This window comes from Aureispira sp. CCB-E (assembly GCF_031326345.1).
GTDB lineage: Bacteria > Bacteroidota > Bacteroidia > Chitinophagales > Saprospiraceae > Aureispira.
The window spans coordinates 2,038,600-2,062,423 of sequence record NZ_CP133671.1; the positions used below are offsets into that span (position 1 = coordinate 2,038,600).

Sequence of the window (23,824 nt, forward strand, 5' to 3'; positions counted from 1 at the left end):
TTGAAGGATATGCGTCAATTTGTGGTAATTTCTATCGGTTGCTTACAATGAACACTTTACGTTAACACTAAATACAAAAATAGAATGGGATTTTTTGATAAGATGAAAAAAATGGTCGGAAAGACAGGGGTTGAGTTAGATTACCGATGGATTGAAAATCCATTTCCTTTTAATGACCCAATGATTAAAGCCACATTGAGAATCAAAGCTGACAGTGCAATTACGGTGGTAGGAGCTACGGGGACTTTTTATGCCAAGCGAGAAGACGATGATGGAATGGAAGAAGAGATTATTTTGGGAGAGGAGGAGTGTACAGATATTGCAAATGGAGATGATTACAATAAATTTCCAGAAAGCATAGAGTCTGGTGGAGTACGCACTTGTGCGTTTTTTGTCGATGACATGGATTTGGTAGAGTCTCTCAAAGAATGGGGAGTAGATAGCCCTGAAAGTGCGAAGATAAAAGGGGTGAGGTTCTTTTTTAAAGGAGAAGTGGATGTAAAAGAAACAGTTGGTTTATTTGATCCTACTTTAGAGCAAGAGATTACAGTTAAATAAGATGAATACTACAACAAACGATGCAAATTATAGATCTTTTAAGGTCGATAATTTGCATTTTAATATAGCTTCATTAGTCATTTAAGTAGAAGGGCAAAATTAGTAGTTTAAAAATACCCCAATTGATGATTAATTTATTTTGTTCTCACTTACTTTCGTTTAAAAGAAAACATGCAAGAAATATTAGATGAACTCCCTGTTGAGGAAAATGAGATTTCGATTAAACACAAACGCATCGTTATAGGAGGAATGCTTGTCCTTGGGGGATTTGGGGCACTCGCTACTGTATTGGCTATAGATGATATTGAAACAATTATAGGAACAGGACCTATTGGTTCTTTGATTGGTTTGGTAGTCTATATTGTGGCTCGTAAGTTGCATTTCCCAGAACAACAAAAGATAGGTTTGTCTGCTCCTATCTTTTCAGCAGTATGTTTTCTTATCATCTTTTGTTTGGATTGGTCTCCAGGAGAAGCTCAAACCCCTATTTCGATTTTAATAGCTCTGTATACGTTTATGCTAGGAGTTGCTATCTTAGTAGAGATCGTGAGAATTAGGAGGAGATTTGTTCGACATTAAGCGATTATCTCAATGTTTTCATATTAAAAAAAACATTTTATACTTAAAAAATAATCCGCTAAATACCTCGTGGCATAGCGGATTATTATACAAGCATTTTTTATTCGTCGTCATCTAAGGTAACATATTTCCAATCGATACCTTTTTCAATTTTGCGGAGTTGTTCTACGGTAATACCAAAGCTCTTAGCTAAGATTTTTTTCTTTGTTTTACCTTCTTTTAAGCGTCTTTTTAACAATCGAACACGATCAGGATTCATTTTGCAATGAGAAGGGCGTTTTCGATTTTCTGGTTTGTAAACACCGTTCTCGATTTGAAAATCCGTCATTTCTCGTTGTGTTAACCATTTCAAGTTTTCGTAATGATTGTTGAGATTATCACGGTCCAAGTGAACAACAAATTTAGCTTCTTCGCTTTTTCGCACACAAAATTCTTGAGCGACTAATTTGTGAATGTAAAAACCTTGCCTAAGATTATCTTGGAGTTTCATATTTACTTGGCGATAGCCTTGTATGGTAATTGACCCTTTCAGCAAGGTTTCTTTTTCTGTTAATTTATCAACGCTTTTGATGCGCCCATAATCAGAAAAATAGTAATCTTTTTGCTTTGTAGGAGCTTTGCATTGGATTTTAACCCAACGCTCGTTCCAAAAGCTTTTAACTTCTGTTCCCATTTAATATTAGTATGTTATCATAGCAAAGTCCTTTTGTGGTAGGGAATTAAATTGGATGTGTGTATAATTAAAAAAAGGACTCTAAATAGTATTTATCTATGTGCAATATACAAATACTATTGAAGTTTTACTATTTTTAAATAAGGTTTTAAAGCGATCTATATAAGTAGTTTTTTTTCTTATCTATTGCGACAAGCTGATTTATACCTGATAAAATGCCCTTAATTGGCTTTCCAAAAATAAGGTGTGAAGATGACTAGAATCGTAAATAATTCTAAGCGACCTAATAACATTAAGAACGTCAAAAAGCATTTTCCAGAAGCAGGAACCGCCGCAAAATTATCTACAGGGCTTAAATCAGCCAAAGCTGGTCCTACGTTTCCTAAGGATGTCGCTACCGAACTAATGGCAGACAACAAAGGACGGTCAAAATCATTCAAAATGATCACCATTACTAAGGAACCAAAGAAGAACAACATCAAGTAAAGCAATAAAAACACCAAGATATGTGTCATCACGGTAGAGGGGACAATTCGACCATCTATTTTGGTTCTAATAATGGCGTTAGGATGGAGTAAGCGTTTGAATTCTAAAAAAGAATTCTTAAAAAACACTAGGTGTCGAATTAGTTTTATTCCGCCACTAGTAGATCCTGCGCAAGCACCAACAAACAACAAAAAGAAAAACAATAAACTGAGTCCTGGTGTCCAAGAGGTATAATCTGCAGAGGCAAAACCTGTTGTTGTTATGATAGAAACAATTTGGAAAGTAGCATCTCGAAACGATTGCTCAAAGCTATAGTTGGTGGAGCAATAAATAGTAGACGTTACTCCAACAATAAGAATAGAAACTAAAATAATATAGGTCTTGAATTCATCGCTTCCCCAAACCTTTTTGAACTTTCCAACCAAGCCATAATACAGAACCGTATAATTGATTCCTGCGAGGAACATAAAAATTAGAATAGTATACTGTATGGCAGGACTCGTAAAGTGCGCTACGCTAGCATTTTTGGTAGAAAAACCTCCTGTTGCCATTGTTGTCAGCGCATGATTGATAGCATCAAAGAAGGTCATGCCCAAAGCCCATAAGATAAAAGTAAGTAGTGTTGTTAAGCCTGCGTAGATATACCACAGGCGTTTGGCAATTTCTTTGATCCGAGGGTGTATTTTTTCTAAGGAACTACCTGGGGCTTCTGCTACAAATAACTCGACGCCACCAATGCCTAATAGAGGAAAAATAGCGACCATCAAGACAATAATTCCCATACCGCCAATCCATTGGGTTAAACTCCGCCAAAATAGAATCCCATAAGGAACCGCTTCAATATCGTTCAGAACAGAGGCTCCCGTTGTGGTGAGCCCAGAAACACTCTCAAAAAAAGCATCGCTAAAGGTATTAAATACACCACTAAACAAGTAAGGGAACATACTGAATAAGGACATACAGAGCCATCCTATCACAACAATTAAATATCCTTCTCGTTTGCCAACATTTTCTTTTGTTTTGAATTTATACAACCAAGACAAACCGCCAACGACAATGGTCAGTCCTGCTGCACTCAATATGGCTAGAGCATCCCCACTAGCAAAATACCAAGAAAAGGGGAGCGCTGTTAGCATAAAACAGCCTAAGCTGATTAATAAAACACCAACTACATTTGAAATTGTACCGAAATCAATCATTACTTAAATAATTCTTCTACTTGATGAATAGCTTCTGGTTGTGCAAAAACAATTACTTTATCATTAATCTGAAACATAAAATCTCCGTCAGGAATATGACTTTCATTGCCTCGAACAACTCCTGCAATAATTGACTTTTGAGGCAGGTGCAAATCTTTGATAGGGTGTTTTAACAGTCGATTCTTTTTGTGCACCTCAAATTCTATAATTTCAGCATTAACACCATTCAAGCTGATGATTTCCTTGATTTTTCCTTTTCGTATGAATCGGAATATTTTGTTGGCAGCAATAAGTTTTTTATTAATAATGGTATCTACCCCAATGTTTTTGGAAATGTGAGTATAGTTCACATCTTCTACTAGAGCAATTGTTTTATAAATGCCTAATTCTTCTGCCATTAAGCTTGTAATAATATTTGTCTCTGAGTTTGGTGTCAAAGCAACAAAAGCATCCATTCTAGCAAGCCCTTCTTCTTTCAGAACGTCAATATTGCTAGCATCTGCATGAATAACCAAGGTGTGGTGCAATTTCTCTACAAAACGTTTTCCTATTTCTTTGTCAGGAACAATAACAGATACCTCATATTGATTTTCAAGCAATCGTGCGGTTTGCAAAGCCAAAGGGGTTCCTCCGATGATCATAACCCGTTTAATCGGTTTTAGTTGCTTACCAGCAAAATTAAGAGCTTTGTCTATATTTTTGTGTTCTGCCGCAATGTACAAATGATCTCCTTTTTCTAGAATCGTACTACCATGAGGAATAATAGTTTGGTAACCTCTTAAGATAGAAACCCCTCTAAAATTGAAATCAGAATTGGCTTGGTCTATTTCGTATATGGTCTTGTTAATCAATGGACAGGTATTGTCTAAGGTAAACCCAACAACAGAAATTTTACCATTCTCAAAGTCAAATACATCCGTACAAGAACCTTGATTTAGCAAGCGTTCAACCTCTTGAGCGGCGAGTAGTTGCGGAGAAATAAGCGAATCAATACCTAGAGATTGAAAGCTTTCCAATTGAGCAGCTTCAAAATATTCAGGATTATTGACACGAGCAATAGTTTTTTGCGCTCCTGCTTGTTTGGCCAAAATGGCCAATAATAAGTTGGTTGATTCAGAGGTAGTAACCGCAATAAAAAGATTGGCTGTGCTTGCTTGAGCTTCTTTTAAGACACTCGTAGAGGTAGCATCTCCTTTTAGGGTCATTACATCTAGGTGAGTAGCAGCATGTTCTAATACTCTACTGTTATAATCAATTAGAGTAATATCTTGGTTTTCTTTAGATAACAACTCCGCTAGGTGAAATCCAACTGCACCTGCACCTGCAATAATAATTTTCATATTTGATGATAAAAATTCAACAGTATTTGAATTCAAATACTTTGATCTTGTACAAAAACCTTTGACAAAAATCAAGGATTTAGGTACTTAAAAATATTTTAGAGCTACAAAAGTCGATAAAAAAATATGAAATACATATTCTATCCTATCGTTTTAGCAAAAAATAAAACAATTATATTGGATTATTGTTGAAATGAAAAAGTTTAAAGTGTTGATTAACAGTGTTAAGTGTTTTTATCTTTTTTATTAAATTCGTTGCTATTAAAGTGGAAAAAGAAGTAGAAAGTTTATTTTTTTGACTTTTTTATTTACCTTAATAAATAGTGATTGTCATTGATAACCTTAGAGTTATTTAAAGTAACATTTTTAACTTATTATCAACTCATTTCTGATAATCATTGACAGTGATCCCCAAACGCCAAACTCATGTCTGTGATTTTTAGATTCTTGCTGCTTGTTTTTACGATTATACGAAATAAAAATATTTGTATAATGTCCCTTGATCGTCTTAAAAAGCAAGAGAGTAAGGTTTTATAAGTTAGGATAAAAAGAAGTTCATAAACCCTCCAATTGAAACATCAAAAATAAAAGCCATACTATACTATTTAGACGTTATCAATTATGAAGAACACTAATAAAATCTTATTATTATTAATCCTTATACCCCTGTTTTTAGTAAGCTGTCAAGAGAATGATACCATTGATGCTTATTTTTATGAAGGGGTTAATTACAATAAGTTGAATGGTCTAAATGCCGAATCAACTTGGATGTACGATGTCAGAGACAATGAAGTGTATCCCATTGTAGAGTTAGGTGGAAAGTATTGGATGGGGGAAAATTTACGCTATGATATCGAATCGACTCAATTGAATCCCAACAACCCCAGTAAAGAATATGGGCGTTTGTATGATTGGAACACTGCAAAAACAGCTTGTCCCAAAGGATGGCATTTGTCTAGTGATTCTGACTGGAAAGCCTTGGAAGAGGCAATGGGAATGGATCCTTCTGATCTTTCTGTTTTAGGCGCAAGAACTTTGTTAAAATTATCGGGATTAAAATCTCAAACGGGCTGGAAAAATGGAGATAATGGGTCTAATACGGCCTCATTTTCTATCTTTCCTTCTGGTCGTTACGAATCCAATGCTTTTCAAAATTTAGGAGATCATGCGTTTTTCTGGACATCGACCCTAAATTCGACTACAGAAGCAATTAGTCGGTATCTTTTTCATCGTTCCGATCAAATTAATCGAGCACACATTAATAAAACCATTCACCAATCCTGTCGTTGTGTTTTAAATTAAGGTTTTGTATGGGGAATGAATGGCTAGAAGCACATGTTACAAGTTTTTTTGCAATGTATCAAATTCTTGTTTTGTCAAGTCGCGCCATAATCCAGGCTTTAAATTGCCCAAATGAATATTCATGATGCGAACTCGTTTTAGAGTAATAACCTTGTATCCTAAATATTCGCACATTCTCCTAATTTGACGATTTAAACCTTGCGTAAGCACAATAGAGAATGTTTTTTTTCCTTTTTTGGTAACCGTACATTTTTTCGTGGTGGTATTCAAAATAGGAATACCATTGCTCATTTTTTCTATAAAATCACTTGTAATCAAACGATTGGTGGTAACGATGTATTCTTTTTCATGGTTATTCTCTTCACGTAGAATTTTATTAACAATATCGCCATCATTTGTCAATAAAATTAAACCAGAAGAGGGTTTGTCTAAGCGCCCAATAGGGAAGATGCGGAGCGGATGGTTAACAAAATCAATGATATTATCTTTGTCCTTTAAATCAGTAGTACACGTAATGCCAGGCGGTTTATTCAACGCAATATAAACCAACTTGGGTTTGCTCTTTAGTGCTTTGTTGTCAATACTCACAGAGTCACCTTCGTATACTCGATTTCCTTTTTGGGCTACTTGACCATTTATTTTTACACGTCCTGCCTCAATCCATTTGTCGGCTTCACGTCGAGAGCAAATTCCCGTACTACTAATATATTTGTTTAAACTTATAGATTGATCAGACATTGTTATAAAGATTAAATCAGTTATTCTCGGTTTGTAAAAAAGTTTAATATGAGAGCTGAAAATGCTATTTTTTTGTTCTTTTCATTGATAAAAGAACCAAAATCTAGGGTTTATATTCCAATTTGCATGACATTTACTGACTAATTTTCTATTTTTTATAATGCCAGAGGTCCTTCGGATTGCTTCCCTTCGGTCGCAACTATAAAAAATCACGAAAACTTAGCCAGATGTCATAACAAATTTCCATAATACCCAACAAGTAAAGTAAATGTAAATCAATGATAGTTAACCTATTATCAGTTCTGTTGCAGAAAATATATTAAAAAATAAAGAAACCGAGAATTGTTGAGATTAAATAAAAGATAAGTAAGCGGTAAAGATACCAAAATTTGAATAAAATTATTGAGAACAACGACCAATGATTGGTAGGTAATGTAGTTCTAAAGTAATATCCGAGAGAGGAGTGGTGGTGGCTTTAAGAATAAAAAAGCCTATCAAGTGCTTGATAGGCTTTTTTGACAATTTTATGTTAGGCAGTAACAACCTAAGCTACTCGTACATTTACAGCATTAGGACCTTTGCGACCATCCTCGATATCATAGCTAACTTTGTCACCTTGTGCTATCTCGTCAATTAATCCATTTGCATGGACAAATACATCTCTACCTCCGTCGTCAGGAGTAATGAATCCATATCCTTTAGAATCATTGAAGAATTTTACTGTTCCGTTGTTCATTAGTAATAAAAATTTTAAATAAAAAGAGATTAGATTGGTTTAAAATTGTATTCTGATGCACTAACAATTAGTTTTCTACGCAAATGAGTAACATCGGTAATACAAGCCAACTATTGATGCGGATAGAATCCATTTTTAAAATGTTCCATTACAAATATAATAGTATATTCAGTAAAATATAATTTTGCTTAACTTTTTTACGCTTAGCTAAGGCAAAAGGGTACTGAGTATAAAATAATAAGGACAGTTTACACCAATAACAAACCGTAGTTTAACCTTTTTTTCTGCTAGGAGATGAACGATGTTTTTTGTAGTTATTTCTTTTTTTGTGTTTAAAGTTCTTATTAGATCCAGAACGTTTGTTTCGATTGGATCGAGCACCTTGAGGTTTGTGTGTTTTTTTAGGACTAGCATCCGTGACCACTTCTACATAAGGGTGCTCTTCAATAACGTTAATATCTTGCTTAATTAATTTTTCAATATCTCTTAAATACGTGCGTTCGTCCTTATCACAAAAAGAGAGCGCAATACCACTAGCACTAGCGCGCCCTGTCCGACCAATTCTATGCACATAAGTTTCCGACACATTAGGCAAATCGTAATTAATGACCAAAGACAACTCATCTACATCAATACCACGGGCAGCGATATCGGTTGCCACCAAAACATCGATTTTACCACTTTTGAACTCTTTGAGTGTTCGTTGTCTTGCCCCTTGCGACTTATTGCCGTGAATGGCTGCTGATTTAATATCCGATTTTTTGAGCCAGCGAACAATTTTGTCTGCTCCAAACTTAGTTCTAGAAAACACCAAAACCGATTGAGCGGGTTCTGATTGAAGTAGATGAAGTAGCAATTTTCGTTTGTCAGATTTACTAACAAAATAAACCGCCTGTTCTACTCGTTCTGCTGTGGCTTGCTCAGGTTTGATGGTAACACTGTCGTAATCTCCAAGTATTTTTTGAGAGAGATTGACAATGGCAGGAGGCATGGTTGCGGAGAAGAAAAGAGATTGACGTTTTTCAGGGATTTTGGCAATAATTTTTCGAATATCGTGTATAAACCCCATATCTAGCATATGATCTGCTTCATCAAGAACAAAATACTCAATGTGCTTTAGGCTAATAAACCCCTGTTGCATCAAATCCAAAAGACGTCCAGGTGTTGCGACTAAAACATCAACCCCTTTTTTTAAAGCCTGTGTTTGATTGCCTTGCTTTACACCACCAAAAATAACCGTATTCTTAATATGGGTGTAACGAGCATAAGCTGTAAAGTTCTCGCCAATTTGAATCGCCAATTCTCTGGTAGGAGTGACGATTAGTGCTTTTATTTTTCTAAATCCTTTTTTTCGAGGGGGATTTTGTTGATCAAGGTAGATGTTTTGCAAAACGGGAATTGAAAAAGCTGCTGTTTTTCCTGTCCCTGTTTGAGCACAGCCTAGCAAGTCCTTGCCTCGTAATAAAATAGGGATAGATTGAGCTTGAATTGGGGTTGGAGAAGTATAACCTTGGGCTTTTAGTGCTTTTAGTATGGGAGGAACTATTCTTAAATCTTCAAATGTCATTCGTTGTATAAAGTTAGTGTATAGGTTTTCATAAAATACGCAAAAATTACTTGGCAATTGGTCGCCTTTGACCTAAACACACTTTGTCAAATCTTAGTATAATGAACGTTGATTATCAGTAAACGTTCACTAAAAATCTTGTATAAAAAACAACGTCACTTAATCGTTGGTGTATCAGTGAGATTTAAGATTTAGTGGTTTTACGAAAAACCTAATAAAGCTACAAAGGTAGTGTAATTGTTGGTATAATTTGCTTTTTGTTGTAATTATCGTTCAATTAATCCTTTGTGTAGATGAATAGAGGTGTTTAAAAAATGATAATGCCTACTGTTATACTAGATATTTAAAGAGCGTTTTTGAGTAGGGCAAGCAACGTATTGAGAGGTGTTATCGTTTTGTTAATAGATCATTGTATATGTTCTATTTTTATAACAAAAAGAAACAAACGACCCACTGAGGAAAGTGTAATGCTTTCCGAGCAAGTTTCAGCAAACTATTTTTTTACGCACTAAAATAACTACCCTATGATTCATTCTTTGAAAAGATGTCTACTCCTGTGGACAAGCATTCTTCTATGCACTATATCAACTTCTTTAGAATTAAATGCGACACATATTAGAGGCTGGAATATAACGTACACTTGCCTAGGACCAAGTGTTGGAGGGATGCATTATGCAGTTAGCATATTGTAAACGTTCCTTCTACTCTTAGTCCCAATTTGTCTTCCACAGATGTGACTTGCAATGATAATGGACTGGTAAATGCTTCTTTTAATACAGGAAGTTATCATTTTGTGTGGTCCAATGGAATCGTAGATACCAATATTGGAAACAGTACTGCACATAATCTAAATATTGGAATCCATTGTGTAAGTATCACCGATTTGTCTACAGGATGTTTGGATACTTTTTGTGTACAAGTAAATCTTGATACGACAGCTCCTGGAGTCCAAACGAATACAACTTCTATTAGTTGTTTTGGAGCAGCTGATGGTTGTGTTACGATAGAAACAATCAATGGAACTGCTCCGTACACGTATGTATGGGATACCGTAATTCTTGGAAGCCAAGTAACAACTTCTACCAATTATACTGTCTGTAATTTGCCACCTAAATTATATACTGTCACCTCGACCGATGCCGCTGGATGCAATTCAGTAGCTAGTTTTGAGGTGGTAAGCCCAAGCCCTTTGGATATTGTAGTTAGAGATACCGTTCATCCTATATGTGGTAGTAATGGGCGAATTGAGGTAGAAGTGTTTGGAGGAACAGGAACACTAGATTATACTTGGTCTACGGGAGATAGTACCTTAGTACTAGAAAATCTAGCCGCTGGGCAATATTGTATGACAGCAACGGATGCTAATCATTGTTCAACCGTTCTTTGCTTAGATTTAATACAACAACAAACGTTAACAGCAACAGCAAATTTGCTTAGAGCTATAGACTGTTATGGTGATTCGGCTTGTATCGATGTGCAAGTTGTAGGCGGTTCGGGGAATTATACATATACAATTCATCAACCAAATCTATTGAGTCAGACAGATAGCGTATTCTGCTATTTACCAGCAGATACAACTCCTTACCAGATTACGATAATAGATAGTAATTACAATTGTATGGCGACCACAAGCATTTTAATAGCAGAATCAAGTCCTTTAGCCGCAACGCTTGTTAGTAGTAATGGGATTAATTGTCATGGTGATTCTACAGGAAGTATTACTGTGGCAGGAACTGGAGGAACAGTTGCAACAGATTATACTTATGATTGGAGTACAGGTGACAGTACGCCCGCAATCAGCAACTTACGAGCTAATGTGCCCTATTGTGTGACCGTGACCGATGATAATGGATGTTTTGCAACGGTTTGTCACAGCTTAACAGAACCTAATGCAGCCCTGTCTTTGACGATTATAGAGCAAAGTGGAATTAGTTGTCATGGTGGATCAGATGGGGTAGTGGAAGCAATTGCCTTGGGGGGTACAGGTGGTTTATCTTATATTTGGGATGCCAATGTGGGAAGTGCCACATCTAGTCTTGCGACAGGTTTGGGAGCTGGGACTTATTGTGTGACCGTAACGGATTCTTTAGGATGCATGCTTGACCGTTGTATTACAATCGGAGAGCCTAGTGCTTTAGTCGCAACGGTTGTTAGTAGTAGTGGAATTAATTGCCATGGCGATTCTACAGGAAGTATCACTGTGGCAGGAACTGGAGGAACAGTTGCAACAGATTATACTTATGATTGGAGTACAGGTGACAGCACACCCACAATCAGCAACTTACGAGCTAATGTGCCCTATTGTGTGACCGTGACCGATGATAATGGATGTTTTGCAACGGTTTGTCATAGCTTAACAGAACCTAATACAGCCCTGTCTTTGACGATAATAGAGCAAAGTGGAATTAGTTGTCATGGTGGATTAGATGGAGTAGTGGAAGCGAATGCTTTGGGAGGTACAGGTGGTTTATCTTATGTTTGGGATGCCAATGCAGGAGGAGGTATTTCTAATATTGTGACAGGCTTGGGAGCAGGGACTTATTGTGTGACCGTAACGGACTCTTTAGGATGTGTGCTTGATCGTTGTATTACAATTGGAGAACCTAGTCCATTGATACTAGTTGTTGATTCTGTCAATCATGTTAATTGTAATGGAGGATGCACTGGAGCCATAGGAGTTACAGGAGTAGGAGGTGTTGGTGGCTATGCTTACAGTTGGAGCACTGGGGATAGTGTTGCTACAATAATTAACTTATGTGCAGGAGGATATGTTGTTAGTATGACAGATTCCAATGGATGTGTAGTGTTAGACAGTGTACTGCTTACAGAACCACTGACTCCTTTGTCTGGTGGAATTGTAGATAATGGAGATGGAACTGCAACAGCATTTGCTATGGGAGGAACGGCAGGATATACCTATCAGTGGGGTACCTTGACAGGAAACCAAACGACAGCTACGGCAACGGGTTTAGTCCACAATGGGACGTATCACCTAACCATTACAGATGCAAATGGCTGTGCAGTAGGGGCGTCTATTACTGTTAATATTGTAGGACTAGAATCAATTAATAACCTAACCCACTTTGCTATTTTCCCAAATCCTAATGATGGACGTTTTAGGGTGGAAGTTGCTTTTTCTAAATCCCAAACGACTACTATACGTTTGACCAATGTATTGGGGCAAATAGTGAAAGAGCATACTTATTCTGCATCAAGTTTTGACTTGCTATTGGACTTGAGAGACCAAGCTAGTGGTGTATATTTATTGACACTTGAAGTCGACCAACAATATCAAAGTCAAAAAGTAATTATTGCAAAATAATGATCTTATAGATTACAAATATTGAACATTCTAAATATAAAAAAGCAAGTATGCTTCATTTGAGAAGTATACTTGCTTTTTGCAACTTACGTTTATATGCTCTTGCTTGGGTACTAAACAAAAACTGCTTGTAGAGCTCTACAAGCAGTTTTTCTATTCGTGCAGAAAAACAATCTTTACAAAGAATGGATTAAAGCATCGATATTGTTATCTTCTACTAATTTTTTAGTAAAGATTTTGTGTCCTTTAGGTGCAAAAAGGTGCAATTGTCCTTTCTTCACAGAAGCCATTGTACTTAATAACTTCCAACGCGTAACTAATTTCCTAGTATTATCACATTTTAAAGCTATTTCTGAATAATGAGTAGCATCATCAATGGTAAAAGACACATCTGGTTGTACTTGGTCTTTAGTTGATTGATTCGTGAAAATTTTAGGGTCATCATATCCTTCGGAAGTTGTTTGGATGGAGCTAATTTTTCTTTTCTCGACCCAAGTGATTACCTTGTCTATATACTTATCCTTACTCATATACTCTTTTGTTCTTTTATTGTTTAATGGTGTAAATTTAGCACTTTTTGTCTAAAATACGATGTCTAAGCCGTAATATTTGCACATTTTGTTTGTTTCTCGGTAATAATTGGATCATTTATGCTATTAAAATATAAATTGTAAGAGAATTATACTAGGCTGATAATCAATATGCTTTGATTTTGAGTTTTAAGTTGTAAGTGGTTGTTTATCATTATTTTATGATGAGATTATTTATTCTTGTATGGTAAAAATAAAAATAAGTAGAAAAGGAATTAACCCTTCTTCAAAATAAACATTTTCCTAAATTTGCTATTAATAACAAGATATACCATACTAAAAGGAAATAGATTTGAGCAATCATGAAACAAACAATTAAGAAATTTTAATTCCCAAAAGCATTTTATTTTAGTGCTTATATGTCTTATATTAGAGGGTGTCAACATAACTTATTTGTCACAAATAAGTTTTGAACATTTAAAATGACTTACCTGATTTTTATACAAATTTTACTCTTGTACATAACTATCTTCACCAATCGACTCCCAATCGAAGATAAATTCCCAACTTTATTAGATTTAGATCAAAATAACTAACAAACTCTTTTTTACAATGAAAAGAATCGTATTTTTTTTACTCTTTTTTTGCGAATTATCTTTGGGACAAACTGCAACTTCAGTTTTAGAAGATTTAACTCCGTCAGATGGAATCAACGCACCACTAAAGGTGGGAGATGTTATTCCTACGAATTTTCAAACAGCGCATCCTTATAATCCTAGTGGGGTAGCAGATGTTATTTACGAAAAAGAATTTTACAACAAGTATTCTTCGTACATAAAAATTTATTTCAAAAATTTTGATCTAGCACCAGGAGACTATGTAGAGATAACTGCCGTGAATACTGGCGAAACCATTATATACGCAGGACGAGGTAAAATCATTGATCAGAATATGACAATGATTAGTGATTTTTGGACGCAAGTATTGTTTGACGAACGAGTTGTTGTTCGGTTGCATTCAGAAACAGGGTCGAATCACTATGGTTTTGATATTACAGAGGTTGCTTATGGGTACCCACAAGCACAAATAGATGCTTTATTAGCTACGAAGTCTATTTGTGGAACAGATGATAAAGAGCCTGTTATTTGTTATAATGGTACTACAATGTATGATAAAGGTAGAGCTGTTTGTCGCTTATTAATTGGCGGTGGAGGTCTTTGTACAGGATGGTTACTGGGCTGTGATGGACATGTGATGACGAACGAACATTGTATCGGGACAGCTGCAGAGGCTGCTAATACAGATTTTATGTTCAATTATCAATATACTAATTGTAATGGTACTGGAAATTCAGTGTCTGATCTTGTGGCAACTTCTGCTACATTTATAAAGACAAGTGCCGCGTTGGATTATACTCTAGTCCAGTTACCTGTAAACCCAACTTCAACATATGGCTATCTAAGTTTAAGTTCAAGCCCTCCGGTAGTTGGCGATCGTATCTATATAGTCGGACATCCAGGAGGTAGAAGAAAAGAAATCACGGTAGTAACAGACCAAGGAGGTGATGCGAATGGGAATGCTATTATCAATCAGATTACAGCAACAGGTGCCCGTTATTTTGCTGATACAGAAGGAGGAAGTTCGGGGTCTCCAGTTTTGGATTTTAATTCTAATTTAGTAGTTGCAATTCACAACACAGGAGGTTGTACCAATGGTTCTAGTGGTAGAAGTGATCAATTGATTGCCGATATTGGGCTTGATATGCCCAACTGTGGAATTGATAGTTCGGGTGGGGCAATTCCAGTCCCTTGTGGCACAACGATCACGAGTTTTCCTTATACAGAGGGCTTTGAGAATACATTTGGTGCTTGGTCACAAGCAACAACGGATGATTTTGACTGGACAGTTTTGTCAGGAGCAACAGTTTCGACCAATACAGGACCTACGGCAGCCAATGAAGGTAGTTATTATGCCTATATGGAAGCTTCTGCGCCCAACAACCCTAGCAAAAACGCTTTGTTGTTAAGCCCTTGCTTTAACTTGATGGGAGTTACTTATCCGCAGGTAACCTTTGATTATCACATGTATGGAACAACAATGGGAACCTTATCTTTAGAAGTGAGCACCAACGGTTCTACATGGACTACTTTGTGGACAAGAACGGGTAACCAAGGAGCGAATTGGATTTCAGATACAGTTGATTTGAATGCCTATACGAATGAAACTTCTTTGAGAATTCGTTTTAATGGCACGACAGGAAGCGATTTTGAATCAGATATTGCTATTGATGCATTTGGTATTAGTTCAGGAACGCCTAATTGCACAATTATAAATACTTTTCCTTACAACGAAAGCTTTGAAAATACATTTGGAGATTGGGTTCAAAATACGGGAGATGATTTTGATTGGGCTACACTTTCTGGTGCAACACAATCTTCGAATACAGGACCAACAACAGCCAATGATGGTAACTACTATGCTTACATGGAGGCTTCGGCACCTAATAATCCTAATAAGAGAGCTATATTAGAGAGTCCTTGTTTCGATTTGACTAGTGTTTTATTTCCTGAATTGAAATTTATGTATCATATGTACGGAGCAGATATGGGGGAGTTGGAGCTAGAAATAAGTACTGGTGGAGGAACATGGGTAAGTGTTTGGTCAAAAGTAGGCGATCAAGGCGATGGTTGGCTGTCGGCAACAATTGATTTGTCTCCGTATACCAATGCAACGGATTTGAGAATACGATTTAATGGGGTGACTGGTAGTTCTTGGGGTTCAGATATTGCTATTGATGCTGTATCAATTGCAGATGTTGTTTATACTTGCCCAACAACAACCGCGATCTTTCCTTATAATGAAAGTTTTGAAAATACCCTAGGCGATTGGGTACAAGATAGTGATGATGATTTGGATTGGACTATATTCTCTGGAGCAACACCGTCAAACAATACAGGACCAACAGCAGCTAACGATGGAACATACTATATTTATGTAGAAGCTACTACTCCTAACTTTCCTTCCAAAACAGCGATTATAGAAACCCCTTGTTTTAATCTGACAACCATAACAGATCCTCAAATGACCTTTGATTATCATATGTATGGGGCAAATATGGGAAGGTTAGATGTTCAAGTAAAAACGGCTACTACGAACTGGAATACTTTGTTGACTAGAATTAATGATTATGGAGACAACTGGTTGAGCATTACTCTTAATCTTGCTGCTTATGCTAATGCGACCGACTTGAAGGTTCGTTTTAAAGCTTCTACTGGAAGTGGTTTTGCTTCTGATATTGCGATTGATGCTTTTTCAATTCGTTCTGCAACGGTAACGACCAATATATCAACAACCAACCCAAAAGATGCCTTTTTGAAAGTTGCACCGAATCCATTTAGAGATTATTTAGAAGTTGCTACGAATATGCAAGGTATTTCTGATTATATTATAACCAATGTTCAAGGTCAAAATATGCAGGTTGGTTCAATAGAGAATAAAATGATACCAGTTGGTAATCTGGCACCTGGTGTTTATTTTATCAGTTTCACGAATGGTCAAGAGCATATTACTAGAAAGATAGTAAAACATTAAATGAATCGTTAGCTGGACTGCTATTGCATGATATTTTGTGAGTGTTGTGCAATTAATGATCAATCTTTTAAGATTTTTAGTAATTAAACTATAAAAAAGGAAAACTCTTATTGACATTTAGTTGATAGGAGTTTTTTTTATCAATAGTTAGCTGTGCTGCTACTACATGGTCGTTGAAAAGCTTTATTAGTTTGATAATAATGCAAAAAAATAGGAACGTATTAAATGAAATATGATGACCTTAGGAGTAAAAGAGTGTAGGTTGTGACAAAGTTTTTAAAGAGATTGAGCTTAACATTTAGTCATCAATACTACAGTGTTTATTATTAGTTTAGGTAGTTAATCGTTCAAACAGAATTATGCAAATCACGTAGAGCAGTGTTGCTAATTAATATTCAAAATAAAAAAGTAGGCTACCCAAAGAGTAGCCTACCGTTGTGCGAATTAGATAGCATTTAGAATTTTAGTTGTTGCATTATAAAGCACCATAAAATGGAGTCCCTTCCTTATAATACGCCTTATGATCATCTAGCCCTTTTTGATGAATTTTTTAGTAACCATAGTTCCATCTTCTTTAACAGCATTGAAGTAGTAAATACCTGTTGCTAATTGATTTAGATTAACTTGGTTGTTGCCTTTTTCAAGATCTCCAGTCCACAAGGTCTTGCCAGTTGCATCCATAATGCGACCGATACAAGTTCCATCATGATTTAGGATGTCAATATTTAACACATTGTTTGCAGGATTTGGATATAAGTTCATTTCCATTGTTGCTGCTTCGTCAGCAATAGTAGTTTGGTTGGTTGTACGAGCATTGGTTCCCACACAAATTTGTTTTGTTTCGCTAGAGCCAAATGAACCACCATTAGCTAGTGTATTACCATTAGAAACAAGGCTATAAGAGCCGTTGCCATACGCACAGCAAATACCATCACCATAACTATCGTTGATTGTGAAATCATAACAACCGTCAGGCAAACAGAATGTTTCGCTAACATTAGGACTGTTATTGGTATATCCATTGCCACTATAAAGCTCTTGTCCAGCACTATTTTTTAGAGACCAAGATGTTTCAGAACCATATCTATCAAAGTTTAAGTTCAAGGTAACATCGGTGCAAGTTGGACCAGAAGGAGAGCCAACACAGATTTGTTGTGTCTCTGTAGAGGTAAATGAAGCACCGCTAGCCAAGTTGGTACCATCAGCAGCAACTAAATTGTAAGAGCCATTGCCATACGAACAGCAGATACCATCACCATAGCTGTCGTTGATTGTAAATTCATAACAACCATCGGGCAAGCAGAATGTTTCAGTTGTTGCATTATCTCCATTGGAGTATCCTCCGCCAGAGTAAACCGTTTGACCAGCACTATTTTTCAAAGTCCAAGTAGTTTCAGAAGCGTAGTTGTCAAAGTCCAAATTTAAGGTAACTTCGTTGTCGCTACAAGTAGAGCCTCCTCCACCGCCACCGCCACCAGAACCTGAGGTTCCTAGTTGATCGCGAGAAGTGTTTAAGCAAGCCCACATTCTAGCTTCTTGACCTGCTGAAAACATAAACATACAGTTGTCGTCTACATAATCCATGTAGTTCATAAACATATCTCTTTTGCCTCCACTACAAGAGTTCGTGTTAGAATTAGGACAGCCATAATTCGGGTTGCCTGCGATAGGAGTATCATCTACAAAGTCATCGGCGCTACAATTACCATCTCCCCAAATGTGACGTAGATTTAAATAATGACCAACTTCATGAGTTGTTGTACGACCTTTGTTGAAAGGTGCGGAAAGGTAGAAGCCACTGCCATAGTTAACACTACCAAAGTATTGTGGAGACATTACAACACCGTCTGTTGAAGATGAACCACCAGGAAATTGTGCATATCCTAAGATTCCTCCTCCGATGTTACAAACCCACATGTTTAAATGTGTGGTTGGTGTAACTGGAGCAACCCCTCCTCTTGATGGTTTCTTCATGTCGTCGTTGGTTCCCCAAGAACTCTTTGACGTTTGTGTTCGTGTTACTCCTGCTAATGTAAATTGAATGCCCGTGCTTCCTGCAGCTACAGAACTGAAATCAGAAGGAGGGTTGTAATCTGCATTAGTACCAGCATAATCAGCATTTAATTGGTCTAACTGAGATTGAATTTGGGCATCGCTGATATTTTCTTGACTGGTTCTATAAAGAACGTGAACATAAACTGGGATGCTACGGGTCTGATTACGAGCTTGACCATGTGTTTGAAGATAACGTTGGGTGGTATTTTCTAGGTCGTTCATGCGTCTTTGAAGAACAGGATCTTGTTGCATTTGTTCTTGTAGTTTGTCGTGCGCATAACAAGATCTTCCAGGTGTGTGATTATGGCTACTGTGTTGAGCATTAATTGGTCCGAATAATAACGAGCAGAGTCCGACAACTGCTCCTATTTTTTTTATTGTAAACATTTTTAGCGTGTGTTTTTTTTTAAGCGTGATTAAATCAATGCTCTGCAGAAGCACACACAATGTTAGGCAGAAAAAGTACTTCTCGCAAAATTTTATTTTAAAAAATAGTGTACTCAAAAAATGGATTTCTCAGCACTAAGCGAACACAGTTTTGTTATATTTTGTAAGCTTATACGTTGTTTTTGAGGAAATTAAATTCGGGTTTTAAAGTGAGTTTAAGGCGTTTTTTTATCAAAAAGGACTTTTTTTAGCTTTTTAGGAAAATATTATTTTATTCCCTATGTTTTTAAAAAAAAGTAGTCTAAAGGTTAAAAATAAAATAAAATGAGTGCTTTAAATTTAATTTTTGGTTAAAAAAAAGCTAAAAAATAGTTTGTTTAGACTGTACGTTTGTTATTTATTTGGTTGTTTTGTTGTTTTGCAAAATTATCACTTGTATCCATATTTTATTTTAATTGAAACCTGTTTTGCCATTAAGTATTTGGGTTTGTTTTTTTTAAAAAAACTCTACTAGATAGAACAATTAATGGGAGTCCTTTTCTAGTAGAGATTTATGTTTTGTCTGTATGCCATATCTCTACATTAGAGATTAAGAATATACAAACTCAATTAGTATTAAAAAAACTATTTTTTTAAGAGCTTCTCTTTATTGTATTTAGCTCTTATTTTTTTTCGTCTTTCTTTTTCCTTTGCCAAATCTTTGTAGCGATAATGACTGCGGTTTTTCCCTTTTAGACGAATTGTAGAATCAGATGCGGTGTCTTTAGGAACAATTGTACTATCTATCAATGGATGATCATTTTGTTCTTGTTCAGACGCAACATCATTAGAATTACTTGGTTGGTTATATGCCATGCAGGCAACTAACATACAAGTAGAAAATGAAGCAACGATGAATCGTTTACTCATAACGAAAATAAAAATTAATTAGATAATTGATTGATTAAAAACAGGTTAGTCAACTAATATGCCAAAGATTTCTACTTGATTATTTTAATATAACCTTAGTGTTTTGAAATAAATCTGTTAAAAATTGTTACTATATTCTATTTTATTTCGAGTAGATTTGGTGAAGAAACAGAATATATGGATTATTGTTTTTATAATAAGATATTGTTGTGCTTGGATGGTGAGTAACGTGTGGGTTTTGAAAAGATTTATACACTTTTAGGGAGATTAGTAATAGCTACATATGCCCCTTTCAAACCTTTGTATTTATCTAAAAATAAGCTTAAAACACTTTTTAAATATATTTATCTACATCGTTAGAAATGCTGCAATTTAATAAATAAACAGAGCTATGAAATGGAAAAAACGTCTCTTTGGGTATATCACATTGATGTTGATGCTAGGCGGAATTTGCTCGTTCAAAAAATTACCTAAGGACTATTGGTGGTTATTAGAAACAACAAGAGAAGAATCTGCTTATACAACAACAGGAGATTTTTATTGGAAAATTACCTTTTCGGATCAAGTAAAGCAGTGGGATGGCAAGAAAATAAGTTTAAAGGGTTACTTTTATACCTATAAGGATACCTCAATTACTTTATTAACAAAAAACAAGCAACCTTTTTATGGTTGTTCTGCAGATCCTAAAATAACAATGATAGAGCTAAATGATGCTCAAAAGTTGGTGTTTAAATTAGGAAAAAGATATAAGATAGAAGGCGTGTTAGAATTGAATCATGCCTTTCATGATTCCAACTCTTATACATTTCCTTATCGGTTGACGAATGTAAAAATCCTTTAGTTAGCGCAAACTTGCCATGCGTTTCCAAAGCAGATGTAAGGTGCTTAAACACAGTAGCGCAAAAAGCCCTAGTTGCCATGGCTGATTGAAACTAATAATGTGCAATTTCATGATAATGAGCAAGGATGCAAAGGTGATAATTAGTAAAACTAAAAATTCGTATAACTCTCCTGTCCATGGCAAACGGCGAATAGAAACTCGTTTCTTTTTAAGTATATAAATGCAAAGAACCATGATAATAACAGGCAGGTAGTAAATAAAGAAAGGAAGTTGCCAGAGAGCTTTGCGTTCAAAAAACATCGAGTATATCCATAAGGTAATAGATAGAACGCCTGGGATGCAAACCTCAAAAAGCAACATGGAGTATAGGTAAGAATATGGCTTTTCCAGACTTCGCCCACGGGAAATCGCTGTAATAATAATTGTTAAAATGGGCAATAAAATAAAGAATAGGAATAGAGCAGTTTTATCATTAGTAATATAGGTGAGTAAGTCTTCTATTGTCATCTTAAAAATCTTTGTGAATAAAGTTTAGTTTTCAAAAACTAAAACTGGCACTATTTTTTTATACTTTTGTACAACTAGTTTATCGTAGCAATCCAGTTAATCTTAAAAATACAAATAACCCTATATAAATAACAACTCCTTTATATGAAAATTTAGAAACGAGTCTTGTTTTGTAGGTTATAAGGATAAAATAATTAAAATGAAAAATATACTATTGTTATTGGTTGTTATCTTGACATACAGCGTACAAGTAGATGCACAACGCAAAAAAGAAGTGAATTATTGGGAGGAAATGATGGATGTAACACTTAAAAATAAATTTGATCCTGTTACAGAACAATTTACCAATACTCCCATGTTTGGTAAGAAAATTCTGAAATTAGATGGCAAGAAAATCTATTTAAAAGGATTTATTATTCCCGCAGATTTAACTAAGGGAAGAATGACCTTGTCGAAGTTTTCCTACAGTTCTTGTTACTTTTGTGGTGCAGCAGGTCCCGAATCTGTTATTGAGATTGTAGCCAAAAATCCAATTATTTATAGAATGGACAAACCGATTATATTGGAGGGGACATTACGTATTAATAGAAAAACAGATGATCAAGAATACGATCCTTTTCGTTTGCTGTACATTTTGGAGGATGCAACGTACTACTCAGAGGATGAAGGGTAACAAAAAATAAAAAAGTAAGTAGATATTTTATATTTATAGACTGTTTTCTTCTTTAAAATATAGACCTTTGTGTCAAATTAGCTTTCTAATTGAATTTAGAAAGCTTTTTTATTTTTATCATAAAAATTATCTCAAAAGAAGATGTTACGGAATATACTAATTGGATTGATGTGTTTCTTGTATTGGGGCAATCTCATAGCACAAACAGAACAGGAAGAACCAGCAGGGAATTTATCTACTCCTCAAGAGGTAGCACATCAGCACATTTATTATTTAAACGAAGAATTTTACGACCTAGATAAAGCTGCTGCTGCTTTGGTTGGAGATCCTAAAAAAGTAACCGATAAGATACGAGATTATGCAATTAAGTTGAAACAAATATTTGATGGCAAAGGGTTGATGGTTCGAGAAGATTTGATCCCTGACAACCCAGACTATATTGATTCTACTAGTGGAAATGCTGTCTATGTATTGTTTCCAGATGAACTACCTGAAATATACATCACAAGACCAATGGTTGGGAAAAATAAACGAGCCAAGCAATATGCAGATTATTGGCGTTATGACCCTGCTAGTATTAAGCTAATTCCAGAATTACATCGAGCAGTCTATCCTTTGGGAAGCCATTATTTATTAGAATTATTGCCACAAGGAGGCAGCAGCTTTTTGGGAATAAAAACATGGCAATACTTGGCAATACTAGTGTTGGGTTTAATTGCCGTCCTCTTAAATTTTGTAATTTGGCGTTTGTTAAATATTATTTTTAAAGTATTGGCAAATACCCAGTTGGGGAGAAATCATTTTGATTCTAATATTATTACCAAGATATCGCGTATTATTAGTTATTTGGTAGTTGCTTATGTCGTATTTATTTTCTTCCCTGTTTTGATGTTGCCTGTTTGGATTAGTTACTACTTCCTAGCCTTTCTCAGAGTATTTAATACAATATGTGCTGTGTTTGTTGTTTTGAATACAGTAGAATTAGCACGTTCTTATTTTGAAGCAATTGTATCCAAAACAGAAAGCACGTCTGACGACCAGCTTTTGCCCATCTTTATTCGCATTCTCAAAGTGGTTATTATTGTAATAGGAGCGATCTATGTTTTGGATGTATTTAGTGTTGACTTGACCGCTTTGATTGCAGGTTTGTCTATTGGTGGTTTGGCGATTGCCTTAGCTGCCCAAGATACCGTAAAGCATCTGATTGGTTCTGTGATGATTTATGCTGACCGACCATTTCAGTTGGGAGATTTTATTAGTAGTGGAGACATTATAGGAACCGTAGAAGATATTGGATTTCGTTCTACTAGAATTCGTACTCCTGATAGTTCTCTAATTTCTGTGCCTAATGGTTCGTTGGTAGATATGGTGGTCAACAATATGGGAAGTCTCAAATACCGACGGTTTAATACAACAATAGGCGTTGCTTATTATACGCCACCTGTTTTGATTGAGAAATTTATCGAAGGTTTACGAGCAATTAATGAAGCACATCCAAGAACTAAAAATGACACCTCTTTTATTCATCTAAACAACATGGGTGGGTCTTCTTTAGATATTTTGTTTGTCGTCTTTTTTGACACCACAGATTATGCCGACAACTTAAAGTTCAAAGAAGAAATCATTTTTAGCATTTTAAATCTAGCAGCAGCGATGAATGTTCATATTGCCTTTCCATCTACTTCGGTTTATATCGAAAGTATGCCAGAGAAAGAAGGGCAGATGCCAAGTTATGGAGCGGCTGAACTATCAGAGGCAGATCAACAAATGCAACAGTTTTTGAGTGATTTTAGGAAAAAATACCCCGATGCTGGCGCTTGATTTTTACTAA

Annotated in this window: 18 protein-coding genes; 8 read left to right on the plus strand and 10 right to left on the minus strand. The window is 35.7% G+C overall.

Going from position 1 to position 23,824, the window contains the following annotated elements:
- Positions 1–84: 84 nt before the first annotated feature.
- The gene (locus QP953_RS07715; protein WP_052600121.1) at positions 85–558 is read left to right on the plus strand and encodes a hypothetical protein; all 474 of its coding nucleotides are present in this window, start codon (positions 85–87) and stop codon (positions 556–558) included.
- A 171-nt stretch (positions 559–729) separates the two neighbouring features.
- The gene (locus QP953_RS07720) at positions 730–1,137 is read left to right on the plus strand and encodes a hypothetical protein (protein ID WP_052600120.1); all 408 of its coding nucleotides are present in this window, start codon (positions 730–732) and stop codon (positions 1,135–1,137) included.
- A 100-nt stretch (positions 1,138–1,237) separates the two neighbouring features.
- Here the strand turns inward: QP953_RS07720 and QP953_RS07725 are convergent, their stop codons facing one another.
- The 3 genes from QP953_RS07725 to trkA form a co-directional block, all read right to left on the minus strand.
- Positions 1,238–1,810: an NUMOD4 domain-containing protein gene (locus QP953_RS07725; RefSeq protein ID WP_052600119.1), complete on the minus strand. Its 573-nt coding sequence runs from the start codon at positions 1,808–1,810 to the stop codon at positions 1,238–1,240.
- A 221-nt stretch (positions 1,811–2,031) separates the two neighbouring features.
- Positions 2,032–3,495: a potassium transporter TrkG gene (locus tag QP953_RS07730; protein WP_309554533.1), complete on the minus strand. Its 1,464-nt coding sequence runs from the start codon at positions 3,493–3,495 to the stop codon at positions 2,032–2,034.
- Positions 3,495–4,835, minus strand: a complete 1,341-nt coding sequence (gene trkA / locus QP953_RS07735; RefSeq protein WP_052600117.1) for a Trk system potassium transporter TrkA — start codon at positions 4,833–4,835, stop codon at positions 3,495–3,497. The genes QP953_RS07730 and trkA overlap by 1 nt, the downstream gene beginning before the upstream one ends.
- A gap of 621 nt (positions 4,836–5,456) precedes the next feature.
- On the opposite strand from trkA, the gene QP953_RS07740 reads away from it, so the two are divergent.
- Complete coding sequence (locus tag QP953_RS07740) at positions 5,457–6,137, plus strand: FISUMP domain-containing protein (RefSeq protein WP_309554534.1); 681 nt, start codon at positions 5,457–5,459, stop codon at positions 6,135–6,137.
- 36 nt (positions 6,138–6,173) lie between these two features.
- Here QP953_RS07740 and rluF read toward each other — a convergent pair whose 3' ends face one another.
- From rluF to QP953_RS07755, 3 genes are all read right to left on the minus strand, one after another.
- Positions 6,174–6,875 (minus strand): 23S rRNA pseudouridine(2604) synthase RluF, encoded by a 702-nt coding sequence (gene rluF / locus QP953_RS07745; protein WP_309554536.1) that lies wholly within the window; start codon positions 6,873–6,875, stop codon positions 6,174–6,176.
- A gap of 544 nt (positions 6,876–7,419) precedes the next feature.
- A complete protein-coding gene (locus QP953_RS07750) occupies positions 7,420–7,611 on the minus strand; it encodes a cold-shock protein (RefSeq protein ID WP_052600115.1) in 192 nt (63 codons plus the stop codon).
- Positions 7,612–7,882: 271 nt separating this feature from the next.
- Positions 7,883–9,178 (minus strand): DEAD/DEAH box helicase, encoded by a 1,296-nt coding sequence (locus QP953_RS07755; protein WP_309554537.1) that lies wholly within the window; start codon positions 9,176–9,178, stop codon positions 7,883–7,885.
- Between the two features lie 718 nt (positions 9,179–9,896).
- Between QP953_RS07755 and QP953_RS07760 the strand changes: the two genes are divergently transcribed.
- A complete protein-coding gene (locus QP953_RS07760; RefSeq protein WP_309554538.1) occupies positions 9,897–12,500 on the plus strand; it encodes a T9SS type A sorting domain-containing protein in 2,604 nt (867 codons plus the stop codon).
- 176 nt (positions 12,501–12,676) lie between these two features.
- On the opposite strand, the gene QP953_RS07765 is transcribed toward QP953_RS07760, so the two are convergent.
- Entirely contained in the window at positions 12,677–13,030 is a 354-nt protein-coding gene (locus QP953_RS07765) for a hypothetical protein (RefSeq protein WP_052595991.1), read from the minus strand.
- Between the two features lie 612 nt (positions 13,031–13,642).
- On the opposite strand from QP953_RS07765, the gene QP953_RS07770 reads away from it, so the two are divergent.
- Positions 13,643–16,621 (plus strand): trypsin-like peptidase domain-containing protein, encoded by a 2,979-nt coding sequence (locus QP953_RS07770; protein ID WP_309554539.1) that lies wholly within the window; start codon positions 13,643–13,645, stop codon positions 16,619–16,621.
- A 528-nt stretch (positions 16,622–17,149) separates the two neighbouring features.
- Here the strand turns inward: QP953_RS07770 and QP953_RS07775 are convergent.
- Together QP953_RS07775 and QP953_RS07780 are read right to left on the minus strand one after the other, a co-directional pair.
- On the minus strand, positions 17,150–19,063 hold the full coding sequence (locus tag QP953_RS07775; protein ID WP_309554541.1) for a M43 family zinc metalloprotease: 1,914 nt from the start codon (positions 19,061–19,063) through the stop codon (positions 17,150–17,152).
- Positions 19,064–19,687: 624 nt separating this feature from the next.
- Positions 19,688–19,972: a hypothetical protein gene (locus QP953_RS07780; RefSeq protein WP_156039739.1), complete on the minus strand. Its 285-nt coding sequence runs from the start codon at positions 19,970–19,972 to the stop codon at positions 19,688–19,690.
- 391 nt (positions 19,973–20,363) lie between these two features.
- On the opposite strand from QP953_RS07780, the gene QP953_RS07785 reads away from it, so the two are divergent.
- Positions 20,364–20,813 (plus strand): hypothetical protein, encoded by a 450-nt coding sequence (locus tag QP953_RS07785; protein WP_309554542.1) that lies wholly within the window; start codon positions 20,364–20,366, stop codon positions 20,811–20,813.
- Here QP953_RS07785 and QP953_RS07790 read toward each other — a convergent pair whose 3' ends face one another.
- Positions 20,814–21,320: a hypothetical protein gene (locus QP953_RS07790; protein ID WP_309554543.1), complete on the minus strand. Its 507-nt coding sequence runs from the start codon at positions 21,318–21,320 to the stop codon at positions 20,814–20,816.
- A gap of 199 nt (positions 21,321–21,519) precedes the next feature.
- Here QP953_RS07790 and QP953_RS07795 point away from each other — a divergent pair, with 199 nt between their 5' ends.
- Entirely contained in the window at positions 21,520–21,993 is a 474-nt protein-coding gene (locus QP953_RS07795; RefSeq protein WP_052595977.1) for a hypothetical protein, read from the plus strand.
- A gap of 141 nt (positions 21,994–22,134) precedes the next feature.
- Complete coding sequence (locus QP953_RS07800) at positions 22,135–23,814, plus strand: mechanosensitive ion channel family protein (RefSeq protein ID WP_309554544.1); 1,680 nt, start codon at positions 22,135–22,137, stop codon at positions 23,812–23,814.
- Positions 23,815–23,824: the final 10 nt, after the last annotated feature.

What these genes read in the sequence shown, in the direction of transcription:
- QP953_RS07715 (WP_052600121.1), top strand. Translation starts at nt 85, where the DNA reads ATGGGATTTTTTGATAAGATGAAAAAAATGGTCGGAAAGACAGGGGTT.
- QP953_RS07720 (WP_052600120.1), top strand. Translation starts at nt 730, where the DNA reads ATGCAAGAAATATTAGATGAACTCCCTGTTGAGGAAAATGAGATTTCG.
- QP953_RS07725 (WP_052600119.1), bottom strand. Translation starts at nt 1,810, where the DNA reads ATGGGAACAGAAGTTAAAAGCTTTTGGAACGAGCGTTGGGTTAAAATC.
- QP953_RS07730 (WP_309554533.1), bottom strand. Translation starts at nt 3,495, where the DNA reads ATGATTGATTTCGGTACAATTTCAAATGTAGTTGGTGTTTTATTAATC.
- trkA (WP_052600117.1), bottom strand. Translation starts at nt 4,835, where the DNA reads ATGAAAATTATTATTGCAGGTGCAGGTGCAGTTGGATTTCACCTAGCG.
- QP953_RS07740 (WP_309554534.1), top strand. Translation starts at nt 5,457, where the DNA reads ATGAAGAACACTAATAAAATCTTATTATTATTAATCCTTATACCCCTG.
- rluF (WP_309554536.1), bottom strand. Translation starts at nt 6,875, where the DNA reads ATGTCTGATCAATCTATAAGTTTAAACAAATATATTAGTAGTACGGGA.
- QP953_RS07750 (WP_052600115.1), bottom strand. Translation starts at nt 7,611, where the DNA reads ATGAACAACGGAACAGTAAAATTCTTCAATGATTCTAAAGGATATGGA.
- QP953_RS07755 (WP_309554537.1), bottom strand. Translation starts at nt 9,178, where the DNA reads ATGACATTTGAAGATTTAAGAATAGTTCCTCCCATACTAAAAGCACTA.
- QP953_RS07765 (WP_052595991.1), bottom strand. Translation starts at nt 13,030, where the DNA reads ATGAGTAAGGATAAGTATATAGACAAGGTAATCACTTGGGTCGAGAAA.
- QP953_RS07770 (WP_309554539.1), top strand. Translation starts at nt 13,643, where the DNA reads ATGAAAAGAATCGTATTTTTTTTACTCTTTTTTTGCGAATTATCTTTG.
- QP953_RS07775 (WP_309554541.1), bottom strand. Translation starts at nt 19,063, where the DNA reads ATGTTTACAATAAAAAAAATAGGAGCAGTTGTCGGACTCTGCTCGTTA.
- QP953_RS07780 (WP_156039739.1), bottom strand. Translation starts at nt 19,972, where the DNA reads ATGAGTAAACGATTCATCGTTGCTTCATTTTCTACTTGTATGTTAGTT.
- QP953_RS07785 (WP_309554542.1), top strand. Translation starts at nt 20,364, where the DNA reads ATGAAATGGAAAAAACGTCTCTTTGGGTATATCACATTGATGTTGATG.
- QP953_RS07790 (WP_309554543.1), bottom strand. Translation starts at nt 21,320, where the DNA reads ATGACAATAGAAGACTTACTCACCTATATTACTAATGATAAAACTGCT.
- QP953_RS07795 (WP_052595977.1), top strand. Translation starts at nt 21,520, where the DNA reads ATGAAAAATATACTATTGTTATTGGTTGTTATCTTGACATACAGCGTA.
- QP953_RS07800 (WP_309554544.1), top strand. Translation starts at nt 22,135, where the DNA reads ATGTTACGGAATATACTAATTGGATTGATGTGTTTCTTGTATTGGGGC.